Genomic DNA, 13,259 nt, shown 5'->3' on the forward strand with positions numbered 1-13,259 from the left:
CGCTCGCCGTCCTATGTGCCGCTGGCCAGTCGCGGTCGCCCGATTCCTCCACGTCCCAGGGGACGGCGTTGCTTTCGGCGCGGGCAGGCAGCGGCGGGGACAAACGCGGCGGCCGGGGTCGCCGGCTCGGCCTCTCTGTTCTTAGTATTCCTATCTTTTTAATTAGTAGTAGTAGGTAAGGGGCGGCATCCGTTGTGGACAAGCCTGGATTTCCCTTTGCCGATCAGGCACTTGCGGCGCCTCGCATGCTGTGGGCGAGCCTGCTTCCGTGCTGTCGTGCCGGCAGGGACAACTCGGCCGCGGTGGACGAGTCTGTGGACAACCTCGCGGTTGTGCCGGAACCATCCACAGGGTTGTCCTCATCGGTGCGCCGCCTCGTCCAGGCGGCGCGCGCATCAGCGGTCTTGGAGCCGTTCGGCCGCCCACAGCACCTCGTCGATGACGGCGCGCACCTGGCGCCGGGCACTGTCGGCGACGAGGCGGCCGTCCGCATCGAAGGCATCGGCCGCGCGCGCCAGCGCGAAGTTGGTGGGCGCGACCCAGCACAGCAGGTTGAGCAGCAGCGGCGCGAGGTGGCTCTGGGAGCGCAGGCCGCCCAGGGCGCCGGGGGAGGCGCTGAGCATGCCGACCACCTTGCCGCGGCTGGACCGGAAGCCGTCGGCCCAGGCGGGGTCGCCCTGCACGGGGCTGGAGATCCAGTCCAGCGTGTTCTTCAGCAGGGCGGGGTAGCTGGCGTTGTATTCGGGGGCACAGAGGATCCATGCCGGATGCTCGAAGCACAGCTGCTTGAGGCGCAGCACGTCGGCGGGCGTGCCGCGCGCCTCCAGGTCGGCGTCGTACATCGGGACGTCGAAGTCGGCCAGTTCGATGTGCGTCACCTCGGCACCGGCCTCGCGGGCCATGGCCGCGGTCACCCTGGCCAGGCGGCGGTTGAAGGACAGTTGGCGGGTGCTGCCGGCAAAGACGAGGAGCTTCATGCAAACGATTGCACCACAGCCGTTCTGCGGCCAGTGAGCGCTTGCTCGCTGGGCAAGTCGAGGTCCTCGGCCGTACAATGGAGGGTTCTGGTCCACGGACGCCCGCGCCCGGCTTCAGGCGCCTTCCCTCCATGCTCTATCCCGAAGAATTCGACGTGATCGTCGTCGGTGGCGGCCATGCCGGCACCGAGGCTGCGCTCGCCTCCGCCCGCATGGGCTGCAAGACGCTGCTGCTGACCCACAACATCGAGACGCTGGGGCAGATGAGCTGCAACCCGTCCATCGGCGGGATCGGAAAGGGCCACCTGGTCAAGGAGGTCGACGCCCTGGGCGGCGCGATGGCGATCGCCACGGACGAGGCCGGCATCCAGTTCCGCATCCTCAACAGCTCCAAGGGGCCGGCGGTGCGGGCCACCCGGGCGCAGGCGGACCGCATCCTCTACAAGGCGGCGATCCGGCGCCGGCTGGAGAACCAGCCCAACCTCACCCTGTTCCAGCAGGCGGTGGACGACCTGATGGTCGAGGGCGACCGGGTCGTCGGCGCGGTCACGCAGGTCGGCATCCGCTTCCGGTCGCGAACGGTCGTGCTGACGGCCGGCACCTTCCTGGACGGAAAGATCCACGTCGGCCTGAACAACTACGCCGCGGGGCGGGCAGGCGACCCGCCGGCGGTGTCGCTGTCGGCGCGGCTGAAGGAACTGCGGCTGCCGCAGGGCCGGCTCAAGACCGGCACGCCGCCGCGCATCGACGGCCGCACGATCGACTTCGCCAAGTGCGAGGAGCAACCGGGCGACCTGGATCCGGTGCCGGTGTTCAGCTTCATGGGGTCGGCGGCGATGCACCCGCGGCAGGTGCCGTGCTGGATCACGCACACCAACGCCCGCACGCACGAGATCATCCGCTCGGGGTTCGACCGCAGCCCGATGTTCACCGGCAAGATCGAAGGGGTGGGGCCGCGCTACTGCCCGAGCGTCGAGGACAAGATCAACCGCTTCGCCGACAAGGACAGCCACCAGATCTTCCTCGAGCCGGAAGGCCTGACCACCAACGAGATCTATCCCAACGGCATCTCCACCAGCCTGCCGTTCGACATCCAGCTGGCGCTGGTGCGCACGCTGCCGGGGCTGGAGCACGCCCACATCCTGCGGCCCGGCTATGCGATCGAGTACGACTACTTTGATCCGCGTTCGCTCAAGAGCAGCTTCGAGACGCGCCAGATCGCGGGCCTGTTCTTTGCCGGCCAGATCAACGGCACGACCGGCTACGAGGAGGCGGCGGCCCAGGGGCTGTTCGCCGGCATCAATGCGGCCCTTCAATGCCGGGGCCAGCAGCCATGGCTGCCGCGCCGGGATGAGGCGTATCTCGGGGTGCTGGTCGACGACCTGATCACCAAGGGCGTCACCGAGCCGTACCGCATGTTCACCAGCCGGGCCGAGTTCCGGCTGCAGCTGCGCGAGGACAACGCCGACATGCGGCTGACCGAGGTCGGCCGCCGGCTGGGCCTGGTGCCCGACGACCGGTGGGATGCCTTCAACCGCAAGCGCGACGCTGTTTCACGTGAAACACAGCGGTTGCGGTCGGTCTGGGTGAATCCGCGCAGCCTGCCGGCGGCCGAGTCCGAGCGGGTGCTCGGCAAGGCGATCGAACACGAGCACAACCTGGCCGACCTGCTGCGCCGGCCCGGGGTGGGATACGAGACGCTGATGAGCCTGGACGAGGCCCGCCATGCCTCGGCCGATGTTTCACGTGAAACATTGGGCGACCTGTACGGCGCCGTCGTCGAGCAGCTCGAGATCAGCGCCAAGTACGCCGGCTACATCGAACGCCAGAAGGACGAGGTCGAACGGGCCGCGTACTTTGAGAACCTGCGGCTGCCGGCCGAGCTGGACTACATGCAGGTGGCGGCGCTGTCGATCGAGGTGCGCCAGAAGCTGAGCAAGCACCGGCCCGAAACGCTGGGCATGGCCTCGCGCATCTCGGGTGTGACGCCGGCGGCCATCTCGCTGCTGCTGGTCCACCTGAAGAAGAGCCGGTTCAAGGGATTCACGGACGCGGCCAACGAGCCCAAGCAGGCGGCATGAGCCTGGCCGACGACCTGCGTGCCGGCGCCTCGGCGCTGGGTGTCGAGCTGGGCGAGGCCCAGCAGGCGGCGTTGCTGCAGCACCTGGCCCTGCTGCAGAAGTGGGGCCGGGTCTACAACCTGACCGCCGTGCGCGACGAGCGCGAGATGCTCACCCACCACCTGCTGGACAGCCTGGCCGTGGTGCCGCCGCTGCGGCGCCACACTGCCGGCCGCCCCGGGCGCCTGCTGGACGTGGGCTCCGGCGCCGGCCTGCCGGGCGTCGTGATCGCGGTCTGCTGTCCGGAGGTGCAGGTCGACTGCCTGGACGCCGTGGCCAAGAAGGCCGCGTTCGTCCAGCAGGTCGCCGGCACGCTCGGCCTGAAGAACCTGCGCGGCCGGCACGGCAGGGTGGAGCAGGTGGCCGAGCCCTACGACATCGTCAGTTCGCGCGCGTTCGCCTCGCTGGGGGACTTCGTCGCCGGCTCGCGCCTGGCGCTGGGGCCCGATGGCGTCTGGCTGGCCATGAAAGGCAAGCGTCCCGAGGCCGAGATCGCGGCCCTGCCGTCGGGCGTCGAAGTGTTTCACGTGGAACAACTGACGGTGCCGGGACTGGCTGCGGAGCGCTGCATCGTCTGGATGCGGCCGGCCTTGCCGAAGGGCTGACTTACACTCGGCGCTCCACAGCAAGGCAAGCCCGGGGGATCCCATGTTCGGCGTAGCGGATTACGGCGCGTTCGTCGCCGCAGTCATCATCTTTCTGGCCATCCCCGGGCCGGGCAACTTGGCCCTGATCACCTCGACGGGCAAGGGCGGCATCCGGGCCGGCCTCGCCGCCACGCTGGGCATCATGGCCGGCGACCAGGTCCTGATGTGGGCGGCTGTGGCCGGCGTGGCCGCGTTGCTGCTGGCCTATCCGGCGGCCTTCCACGCCGTGCAGTGGCTCGGCGCGGCCTACCTGGCCTGGCTCGGCGGCAAGATGGTGCTGGCCCGCCCGGGCGCCAAGCCGGTGCTGGACATCCAGCCGCACCACTACTTCCGGCAGGCCGCGGTCATCACGCTGCTCAACCCCAAGGCGATCGTGTTCTACATGGCGTTCTTTCCGCTGTTCGTCGATCCGGCCCGCCACCAGGGGCTGCTGACCTTCGGCGCGATGGCGGCGACCATCGCTGTGTTGACGTTCGGTTATGGCCTGGCCGCCGTGCTGCTGACCCATTTCCTGGCGGAGCGCCTGCGCGCCAACCCGCTCATCGGCCGGGTGCTCGAGAAGCTCGCGGGTGTTTTCCTGATCGGTTTCGGCGTCAAGCTGGCCGTCTCACGCTAAGGGCGGTCATGGCCAAGATCTTTTGTGTCGCCAACCAGAAGGGCGGCGTCGGCAAGACCACCACGACCGTCAACCTCGCGGCCGGGCTGGCCAAGGTCGGCCAGCGCGTGCTCATGGTCGACCTGGACCCGCAGGGCAACGCCACCATGGGCTCGGGCATCGACAAGCGCAAGCTCGAGCTGTCGATCTACGACGTGCTGCTGGAGTCGGCCAGCGTGGCCGAGGCGCGGGTGCGCAGCGACCGCCTGGTCGAGGCCGGCTGCGGCTACGACGTGCTGGGCGCCAACCGCGAACTGGCGGGCGCCGAGGTGGAGCTGGTGGACGTCGAGCGGCGCGAGCGCCGCTTGCGCGAGGCGCTGGCCCAGGTGGAGGGCGACTACGACTTCGTCCTGATCGACTGCCCCCCCTCGCTTTCCATGCTCACGCTCAACGGCCTGTGCTGCGCGCACGGCGTGATCGTGCCGATGCAGTGCGAGTACTTCGCGCTCGAGGGCCTCACGGACCTGGTCAACACCATCAAGCAGGTGCACGCCAACCTGAACAAGGACCTGCAGATCATCGGCCTGCTGCGCGTGATGTTCGACCCGCGCATCACGCTGCAGCAGCAGGTGAGCGAACAGCTCAAGGCGCACTTCGGCGAGAAGGTGTTCGACACCGTGATCCCCCGCAACGTGCGCCTGGCCGAGGCGCCCAGCTACGGCCTGCCCGGCGTGGTGTTCGACCCGGCGGCGCGCGGCAGCCAGGCCTTCGTCGACTTCGCCCGCGAAATGGTGGATCGCGTCCAGAAGATGTGATCGGCCCGGCAAGCCAAGCCAGCCCTTGTCTTGTTGCTATCAAAACAAAAGCAGATGAAACCGTCCAACGTCCTCGTGCTGCCGGGCTGGCAAGGCAGCGGGCCGGGGCACTGGCAGACGCTCTGGGAGCAGCGCCACGGCCACCGGCGCGTCGAGCAGCATGACTGGATGCGGCCGCTGCGCGGCGACTGGATCGCGCGGCTGGAGGACGTGGTGCTCGCCTGCGACGAGCCCGTCGTCTTCGCCGCCCACAGCCTGGGCTGCATCCTGGTCGCCGCCTGGGCCTCGGTGTCGCGCCACACCGCGCGCGTGCGCGGCGCGCTGCTCGTGGCGCCGGGCGATGTCGAACGCAAGGCGATCCGCGCCCAGCTGCCCGGCTGGTCGCCCATCCCGTTGCAGCCGCTGCCGTTCCCGAGCGTGCTGGTGGCCAGCCAGGACGACCCCTACTGCAGCCTCGACCGCGCGCGGGCGCTGGCGGCGGCGTGGGGCAGCCGATGGATCGACCACGGCCGCAGCGGCCACATCAATGCCGAATCGGGGCTGGCCAGCTGGCCCGAAGGGCACCTGCTGCTGCAGGGCCTGATGCAAGACTGAAGAAAGAGAACTTCCACCATGGTGACCAAGAAACCGAAGGGACTGGGCCGCGGCCTCGAGGCCCTGCTGGGGCCCACCGCGCCGAGCGGCGCCGCGGCCGCCGATGCGCCGGGCGTCAGTCCCGGCCAGCCCGCCTCGCTGCTGCTGGCCGACATGGTCCCCGGCATGTACCAGCCGCGCACGCGGATGGACGAGGGCGCGCTGTACGAACTCGCCGAGTCGATCAAGTCGCAGGGGATCATGCAGCCGATCCTGGTGCGCAAGCTGGCCGACGGCGCCAACGCCGGCAAGTACGAGATCATCGCGGGCGAGCGGCGCTACCGCGCGGCCCGGCTCGCCGGCCTGGACAGCGTGCCGGTCCTCGTGCGCGACGTGCCCAACGAGGCCGCGGCGGCGATGGCACTGATCGAGAACATCCAGCGCGAGGACCTCAACCCGCTGGAGGAAGCGCAGGGCCTGCAGCGGCTGATCCGCGACTTCGGCCTCACGCACGAGCAGGCGGCGCAGGCCGTGGGCCGCTCGCGCAGCGCGGCGTCGAACCTGCTGCGGCTGCTCAATCTCGCCGAGCCGGTGCAGACCATGCTGATGGCCGGCGACCTGGACATGGGCCATGCGCGCGCGCTGCTCGCGCTGGAGCGGGCCGCGCAGATCACCGCGGCCAACCAGATCACCGCCCGGAAGCTGTCGGTGCGCGAGGCCGAGTCGCTGGTCAAGCGGATCGGCGCCGAGTTCGCGCTGGTCTCGCCCAAGCCGAAGAAGGAAAAGTCGCGCGACCTGCGCCGGGTGGAGGAGGAACTGTCGGACCTGCTCACCGCCGAAGTGGACGTGCGGGTGAAAAAGCGCGTCAAGCGCAACGGCCGCGCCGAGGAGATGGGCGAGGTCGCCATCCAGTTCGGCTCGCTGGACGAACTGAACGGCCTGATCGACCGCCTGCGCGGCGCGTGAGGCGCCGCGCGGCCGCGCGTCACAACGAGAAGATCTTGCCCGGGTTGAGGATGTTCTTGGGGTCGAGGGCGCGCTTGATGGCGCGCATCATGTCGACCGCGCCGGCACCGGTTTCGGTGACGAGAAAACCCATCTTGTGCAGCCCGACGCCATGCTCGCCGGTGCAGGTGCCGCCCAGGCTGAGCGCGCGTGCGACCAGCTTGTGGTTCAGGTCCTCGGCCACCTCGCGCTCGCGCGGATCGTTGGGGTCGAGCAGGTAGCCGAAGTGGAAGTTGCCGTCGCCCACGTGGCCGACCAGGAAGTAGGGGATGCCGCTCGCATCGGCTTCCTGCACCGAGTCGAGCAGGCAGTCGGCCAGGCGCGAGATCGGCACGCAGGTGTCGGTGGAGATGGCCCGGCAGCCCGGGCGTGACTGGATGGCGGCGAAGTAGGCGTTGTGCCGCGCCGTCCACAGGCGCGTGCGCTCCTCGGGCGTGGTGGCCCATTCGAACGCGTTGCCGCCATGGTCGCTGGCGATCTCCTGCACCGTCTCGGCCTGCTCCTTCACGCCGCTGGGGGAGCCGTGGAACTCCATCAGCAGCATCGGCTCCTCGCGCAGGCCGAGCTTGCTGTGCGCGTTGACCATCCGCACCGTGTGGTGGTCGATCAGTTCCACGCGCGCGATCGGCACGCCCAGCTGGATCACCTGGATCACCGTGCGCACCGCCGCCTCGATGCTCGGGAACGAGCAGATCGCCGCCGAGATCGCCTCGGGGATCGGATACAGGCGCAGCGTCACCTCGGTGATGATGCCCAGCGTGCCCTCGCTGCCGACCATCAGCCGCGTGAGGTCGTAGCCGGCCGAGGACTTCTTGGCGCGCGTGCCGGTGCGGATCACCTCGCCGCCGGCCGTCACCACCTCCAGGCCGAGCACGTTCTCGCGCATGGTGCCGTAGCGAACGGCATTGGTGCCGGAGGCGCGGGTGGCGCTCATGCCGCCGAGGGTGGCGTCCGCGCCCGGATCGATCGGGAAGAACAGGCCGGTGCTGCGGATTTCCTCGTTCAGCTGCTTGCGCGTCACGCCCGCCTGCACCGTGACCGTCAGGTCCTCGGCATTGACCGACAGCACCTTGTTCATGCGGCCGAGGTCGATGCTGATGCCGCCCTGCACGGCCAGCAGGTGGCCTTCCAGCGACGAGCCGACGCCGAACGGGATCACCGGCACCTCGTGCTGCGAGGCCAGCGCCACCGCGTCGGCGACGTCCTGCGTCTTCTCGGCGAACACCACGGCCGCGGGCGGCGGCGCCTGGAACGACGACTCGTCACGGCCGTGCTGCTCGCGCACCGCCAGGGCGGTGGAGCACTGGGCGCCGAAGCGGGCCGCCAGCGCGTCCAGCAGCGCCTGGGGCACCGGGCGCGGGCTGGCTTCGGGAACGAGGTGCGAGAGAGCGGCGGGGGCGTTCATCGGCGAAGTCTCCAGGGCCGCCGCAGTTTACGCCCGCTAACGCAGGCTGGCTTCGTACTCGGAGCGTGACACGACACCGTCGCGATTGGTGTCCATGTCGTCGAAGGACAGCGCCAGCACCTGCAGGCGCAGCGCCTCGGCGCGCGAGAGCAGGCCGTCGCCGTCCGTGTCCGCCTGCTGGAACAGCAGCGCGACCTGGGTGGCGCTGAGCGTGCCCTGCAGCGCGAGACGGGTGGCCGTGCCACCGCCGGCGCCCGTCGTGTCCGCCGGCAGCACCACCACCCCGCGCGTGCTGCCGCCGATGCTGGTCGCGGTGACGTCGGTGGCCGCGCCGGGCGTTCCGCCCGTGGTGCCGGAGGTGAGTCCGGACGCCGAGGGCGCGCCGGGGGGCAGCACCGCGCCGCCGCTGGTGAGCCCGCTGGCGGACGGGGCGCCGGCGGTGAGGCCGGGGGCGCTGCCGCTGGTCAGGCCCGAGGCCGAAGGCGAACCGGCCACGGTGCCGGCGGGCGGCGCCGCCGGGCGGCCGCCGGGCGCCAGGGCGCGTGTCTGCGCGAAGGCGAGGGTGGCGAACAGGCACAGCACCACCGCCAGCAGGATCATCAGCGGGCGGGGATGCAGGTGCGGCGGGCGGTGCAGGGTCGGGGGTCGTCGGCTGGGCATGCCCGATGGTCGTGCGAGCCGGCTGGCGCGGCTGTCGGCGCTGCGCAGCGGGGCAGGTGGGACAATCCGCACACCCGCAGCACCATCCTTCGAGGAGCAACACAGCCATGGGCAAGCGCCTGACGCAGATCGCGACCCGCACCGGCGACGACGGCACCACCGGCCTGGGCGACAACACGCGCGTGGCCAAGAACAGCCTGCGGGTGCAGGCGATGGGCGACGTGGACGAGCTCAACTCGCACATCGGGCTGCTGCTGTGCGAGCCCATGCCGGCGGAGGTGCGGGCTTTGCTGGTCGAGATCCAGCACCAGCTGTTCAACCTCGGCGGCGAGCTGTCGATCCCGGGCTTCGAGCTGCTGCAGGCGCAGGCGCTGGCCGACCTGGACGAAGCGCTGGAGGCGCACAACGCGCGGCTGCCCCGGCTGCAGGAGTTCATCCTGCCCGCCGGCACGCGCGCGGCGTCGCAGGCGCATGTCTGCCGCACGGTGGCCCGCCGCGCCGAACGGGCGGTGGTCGCGCTCGGCCAGGCCGAGACATTGCGCGACACGCCGCGGCGCTACCTCAATCGCCTGTCGGATTTGATGTTCGTGCTCGCGCGCGTGCTCAACCGCCTGGATGGCGGCGACGACGTCTACTGGAAGAGCAAGCGGCTGGACGAATCGCAGGCCTAGCCACGCGCCCACCGAACCGCCAGCGGCCCATCAGCCGCATGCCGGGTGTGACCAACCTGCTGAGATTCGGGACCTGATCGCAGGGCCAGTCGCGCCTAGCGTGGGCCCAGGATCGCCATCGTGATGCGCGAGACGCAGGTCGCGCGGCCCTGTTCGTCGGCCAAGTCGATCTGCCACACCTGGGTGGTGCGGCCGATGTGCACCGGGCGCGTGGTGCCGGTCACCCAGCCTTCGGTCGCGCCGCGCAGGTGGTTGGCATTGATGTCCAGGCCCACCGCGCGCGCGTCCGGCGCGCAGCTGTAGGCCGCGCCGCAGGAGCCCAGCGTCTCGGCCAGCACCACCGACACGCCCCCGTGCAGCAGGCCATAGGGCTGGCGCGTGCGGTCGTCGACCGGCACGCGGGCACGGATGAAGTCGTCGCCGACCTCCAGGAACTCGATGCCGAGCCGCTCGACCGCGGTGCCGACGTGGGCCTGGGTGAGCAGTTCGACGGAGATCGGTTTCTGCCAGATGCGCATGCGGCCGATGCTAGCGCGCCGCCGCGTCGGCGGTGGCCGCCGGCGCCGTGCGGGCGCCCCCGCGGCTCAGGAGCGCGTAGAGCAGGATCGCGCCGAAGGTGGCGGTGCCGATGCCGCCGAGCGCGAAGCCGCCAAAGCGCAGCGTGAAGTCGCCCGTGCCCAGCACCAGCGTCACGGCTGCCACGATCAGGTTGCGGTTGTCGGAGAAGTCCACCCGGTTGTCCACCCAGATCTTGGCGCCGGCGCCGGCGATGAGGCCGAACACCACGATCGACACGCCCCCCATCACCGGCAGCGGGATGGCCTGGATGACGGCGCCGAACTTGGGCGAGAAGCCCAGCACGACGGCGATCGCCGCGGCGAAGACGAACACCGCCGTCGAATAGATCTTGGTGGCGGCCATCACGCCGATGTTCTCGGCATAGGTGGTCACGCCGGTGCCGCCGGCGGCGCCGCTGACCATGGTGGCGATGCCGTCGCCGAGGAAGGCGCGGCCCATGTAGGCGTCCAGGTTGCGCCCGGTCATCGCCGTGACGGCCTTGATGTGGCCCAGGTTCTCCGCCACCAGGATCACCGCCACCGGCGCGATCATCAGCATGGCCGGGCCGCTGAACACCGGGGCGACGAAGCTGGGCGCGCCGAACCAGGCGGCGTTGGCGATGCCCGAGAAGTCCATCGGCTTGCCCAGGCCCAGCCCGTTGGTGAGCACCGCGTAGATCACGCTGGCGGCGAGCAGGCCCACCAGGATCAGCAGCCGCTGCACCATGCCGCGCGTGAACACCGCGACCAGGGCCACGCAGACGAAGGTGACCGCCTGCATCCACGAGTCGAAGTTGCTGGCCGCCATGTTCTTCACCGGGATGCCGGCCAGGTTCAGGCCGATGACCGCCACCACCGCGCCGGTCACCACCGGCGGCATGAAGCGCTCGATCCAGCCGGTGCCCACCGCCTGCACGATCGCGCCGATGACGGCATAGATCGCGCCGCACGCGATGATGCCGCCCAGCGCCACCGCTAGGTTGGCGTTGGGCCCCTTGCCGGCGTAGCCGGTGGCGGCGATCACCACGCCGATGAAGGCGAAGCTGGAGCCGAGGTAGCTGGGCACCTTGCCGCCGGTGATCAGGAAGAAGATGAACGTGCCGATGCCGCTCATGAGGATGGCCAGGTTCGGGTCGAACCCCATGAGGATGGGCGCGAGCACCGTCGCGCCGAACATCGCGATCACGTGCTGCACGCCCATGGCCGCCGTCTGCGGCCAGGGCAGGCGCTCGTCCGGCGCGATCACGCCGCCTTGCTGCAGCACCTGTGCGGGTCGCTCGGTCCAGTGGAACAGTCCCATTGCTTTTCTCCTTCTCCTGTTGGTGGCGAGGGATGCTAGGAGCAATGGGCGTGCCACGCAAGGCGCGGCACGGGGACGGGACGCGACCGCAATCGCGCCGCGGCGCCGCGCCTGGACGCGGCAGCGATTCAGCGCGTGGCGAACAGCGCCACGCGGGCGAGCACGGCCGCATCCTGCAGGATCCTGCGGTGCCCCAGGCCCTCGGTGGCCAGCAGCTGCGCGCCGGGGATGCCGCGCGCGAAGGCCTGGCCATCGGCGAAGGCATTGATGCTGTCGTTGCGGTCGTGCACCACCAGCGTCGGCACGCCGATGCGCGGGGCCACGGCGCGCGGCTCGAACTGCGCCATCAGTACTCCTTCGCGGGCCTCGATGCGCCGCTGCATCGCCGCGCGCGTCGCCTCGCTCAGGCCGAACACCTGGGCGAAGTAGTCCGTGAAGGCGCGCGGCGAGGCCGGCGGGGCCAGCAGCACCAGCCGCTCGATCCCCGCGCCGCGGCTGGCGACGTAGGCGGCCGCGTTGGCGCCCAGGGAATGCGCGGCCAGCATGGCGACGCGGTGGCCGTCCTGCTGCAGCCGGCCCAGGGCGTAGTCGATCGCGCGGGCGAACTGCGGCAGGTTGCTCGCGCTGCCGGCGCTGCTGCCGTGCGCCGGCATGTCCACCAGCACCGGGCGCAGTCCCTGCTGCGCCAGCGTGTCGGCCAGCGGCCGCAGCTGGCCGGCATGCCCGCCCCAGCCGTGCACCAGCAGCGCCACCGGTGCCTGCGCATCGGCGGGCCGGGTGTGGATGGTCAGCTGTGCGTCCTCGAACGGCCAGCGCTCGCAGCGCCAGTCGCCGCGCCAGCCGGTGTCGCGGCGCAGCCAGCGCGGGGGCAGCGGCGTGCCGAAGATGCGGGCGGCGGCGCGCACGGCCAGCCACGGCGACAGCCGCTGCGTGGCGGCCAGGCCCCAGCGCGCCACGCGCAGGGCCGGGCTGGTGCGGTAGAAGGCCGACGTGGCCTCGATCGCGGAGCGGGTCATGGCGGGCCTCCTCAGAAGAACACCATGTCGTCGTTGCGCCGGGGCAGCTCGCGCAGCAGCACGAGGGCGGCGCGGGCACCGCGCCAGCCGCCGTACAGGGCGGCAAGGGCCAGGATCATCAGCATCTCGGTTCCTTTCTTCGCACGAGTGTGCGAAATTGGGTCGAACAAACGGGCACGGCGGGTCTCCTCGGGGTGGGGTCAGGCGCGGTAGGTCGACAGCAACCGCTGCCAGGTGGCCTGGGCACGCTCGGCGGCGCGCGCATCGCGCAGGAACCGGGCGTCGTGGATCAGGCCGAGCGTGAGCGCATAGATCTCGCCCACCAGCTGCTCCGGGTCGGTGTCCGGGCGCAGGTGGCCGGCCTCGACGGCCTGCAGCACCGAGCGGCGCAGCGCGGCGCGCCAGCGCAGGATCTCGCCGTGCAGCACGTCGCGCAGCGGCCCCTCGCGGTCGTCCAGCTCGAACGCCCCGGCCGAGAAGATGCAGCCCGTGCGCGTCTCCACGTCGCGGGTGCGGGCGATCCAGCGCTGCACGATCGTGTCCAGCCGCGCCAGGCCCTTGGGCTGCTGCATCGCGGGCACGAACACGTCGTCGACGAAGCGGCGGCCCCACTCCTCGATGACGGCCTTCTGCAGCGACTCGCGCGAGCCCACGCGCGAGAACACGCCGCTCTTGGACAGCCCGATGCGGTCGGCCACGGCCTGCAGCGTGATCGACTCCAGCCCTTCGCGGCCGGCCAGCTCCATCGCCGCGCCGACGATGGCGGCGCGGGTGAGCTCGGACTTCTGCGTCTTGGCGTCCATGGCGGGCACTTTAGCACGGTCGTCCGAAAATGCAAATGCCGCTGCTTGCAGCGACGCGCGAGCGGAGCAAGGCGGTGCCTCATGGGGAGCCTGGCTGGTCCGGCCGCGCCGGCGC

The 13,259-nt window shown here is 70.8% G+C and carries 14 protein-coding genes; 7 read left to right on the plus strand and 7 right to left on the minus strand.

Annotated features, from left to right (window positions below):
* Positions 1-395 precede the first annotated feature (395 nt).
* On the minus strand, positions 396-977 hold the full coding sequence (locus tag AC3ANR_RS01645; RefSeq protein ID WP_488290137.1) for an NADPH-dependent FMN reductase: 582 nt from the start codon (positions 975-977) through the stop codon (positions 396-398).
* Between the two features lie 131 nt (positions 978-1,108).
* Here AC3ANR_RS01645 and mnmG point away from each other — a divergent pair, with 131 nt between their 5' ends.
* Genes mnmG through AC3ANR_RS01675 form a run of 6 tightly spaced genes read left to right on the plus strand, consistent with a single transcriptional unit; the run spans position 1,109 to position 6,693 of the window.
* The gene (gene mnmG, locus AC3ANR_RS01650; protein ID WP_488290138.1) at positions 1,109-3,058 is read left to right on the plus strand and encodes a tRNA uridine-5-carboxymethylaminomethyl(34) synthesis enzyme MnmG; all 1,950 of its coding nucleotides are present in this window, start codon (positions 1,109-1,111) and stop codon (positions 3,056-3,058) included.
* Positions 3,055-3,702 carry a 16S rRNA (guanine(527)-N(7))-methyltransferase RsmG gene (rsmG, locus tag AC3ANR_RS01655; protein WP_488290139.1) on the plus strand — a complete coding sequence of 216 codons (648 nt, stop codon included), beginning with the start codon at positions 3,055-3,057 and terminating at the stop codon, positions 3,700-3,702. Before mnmG ends, rsmG begins: the two co-directional genes overlap by 4 nt.
* A gap of 43 nt (positions 3,703-3,745) precedes the next feature.
* Entirely contained in the window at positions 3,746-4,360 is a 615-nt protein-coding gene (locus AC3ANR_RS01660) for a LysE family transporter (protein WP_488290140.1), read from the plus strand.
* Positions 4,361-4,368: 8 nt separating this feature from the next.
* Positions 4,369-5,154, plus strand: coding sequence for a ParA family protein (locus AC3ANR_RS01665; RefSeq protein WP_488290141.1), 786 nt, complete (start codon positions 4,369-4,371; stop codon positions 5,152-5,154).
* A gap of 54 nt (positions 5,155-5,208) precedes the next feature.
* Positions 5,209-5,748, plus strand: coding sequence for an RBBP9/YdeN family alpha/beta hydrolase (locus AC3ANR_RS01670; protein WP_488290142.1), 540 nt, complete (start codon positions 5,209-5,211; stop codon positions 5,746-5,748).
* Positions 5,749-5,766: 18 nt separating this feature from the next.
* Positions 5,767-6,693, plus strand: coding sequence for a ParB/RepB/Spo0J family partition protein (locus tag AC3ANR_RS01675; RefSeq protein ID WP_488290143.1), 927 nt, complete (start codon positions 5,767-5,769; stop codon positions 6,691-6,693).
* Between the two features lie 19 nt (positions 6,694-6,712).
* Here AC3ANR_RS01675 and AC3ANR_RS01680 read toward each other — a convergent pair whose 3' ends face one another.
* Both AC3ANR_RS01680 and AC3ANR_RS01685 read right to left on the minus strand, forming a co-directional pair.
* Complete coding sequence (locus tag AC3ANR_RS01680; RefSeq protein ID WP_488290144.1) at positions 6,713-8,137, minus strand: FAD-binding oxidoreductase; 1,425 nt, start codon at positions 8,135-8,137, stop codon at positions 6,713-6,715.
* Positions 8,138-8,173: 36 nt separating this feature from the next.
* A complete protein-coding gene (locus AC3ANR_RS01685; protein WP_488290145.1) occupies positions 8,174-8,797 on the minus strand; it encodes an EF-hand domain-containing protein in 624 nt (207 codons plus the stop codon).
* A gap of 107 nt (positions 8,798-8,904) precedes the next feature.
* Between AC3ANR_RS01685 and AC3ANR_RS01690 the strand changes: the two genes are divergently transcribed.
* Positions 8,905-9,468, plus strand: coding sequence for a cob(I)yrinic acid a,c-diamide adenosyltransferase (locus tag AC3ANR_RS01690; protein WP_488290146.1), 564 nt, complete (start codon positions 8,905-8,907; stop codon positions 9,466-9,468).
* A gap of 95 nt (positions 9,469-9,563) precedes the next feature.
* Here the strand turns inward: AC3ANR_RS01690 and AC3ANR_RS01695 are convergent, their stop codons facing one another.
* The 4 genes from AC3ANR_RS01695 to AC3ANR_RS01710 form a co-directional block, all read right to left on the minus strand.
* Positions 9,564-9,986 carry a hotdog fold thioesterase gene (locus tag AC3ANR_RS01695; RefSeq protein ID WP_488290147.1) on the minus strand — a complete coding sequence of 141 codons (423 nt, stop codon included), beginning with the start codon at positions 9,984-9,986 and terminating at the stop codon, positions 9,564-9,566.
* 10 nt (positions 9,987-9,996) lie between these two features.
* Complete coding sequence (locus tag AC3ANR_RS01700; RefSeq protein ID WP_488290148.1) at positions 9,997-11,325, minus strand: solute carrier family 23 protein; 1,329 nt, start codon at positions 11,323-11,325, stop codon at positions 9,997-9,999.
* Positions 11,326-11,453: 128 nt separating this feature from the next.
* Entirely contained in the window at positions 11,454-12,341 is an 888-nt protein-coding gene (locus tag AC3ANR_RS01705) for an alpha/beta fold hydrolase (protein WP_488290149.1), read from the minus strand.
* A 200-nt stretch (positions 12,342-12,541) separates the two neighbouring features.
* Positions 12,542-13,144: a TetR/AcrR family transcriptional regulator gene (locus tag AC3ANR_RS01710; protein ID WP_488290150.1), complete on the minus strand. Its 603-nt coding sequence runs from the start codon at positions 13,142-13,144 to the stop codon at positions 12,542-12,544.
* Positions 13,145-13,259 lie beyond the last annotated feature (115 nt).

This window comes from Ramlibacter sp. JJN2-2R (genome assembly GCF_057747835.1).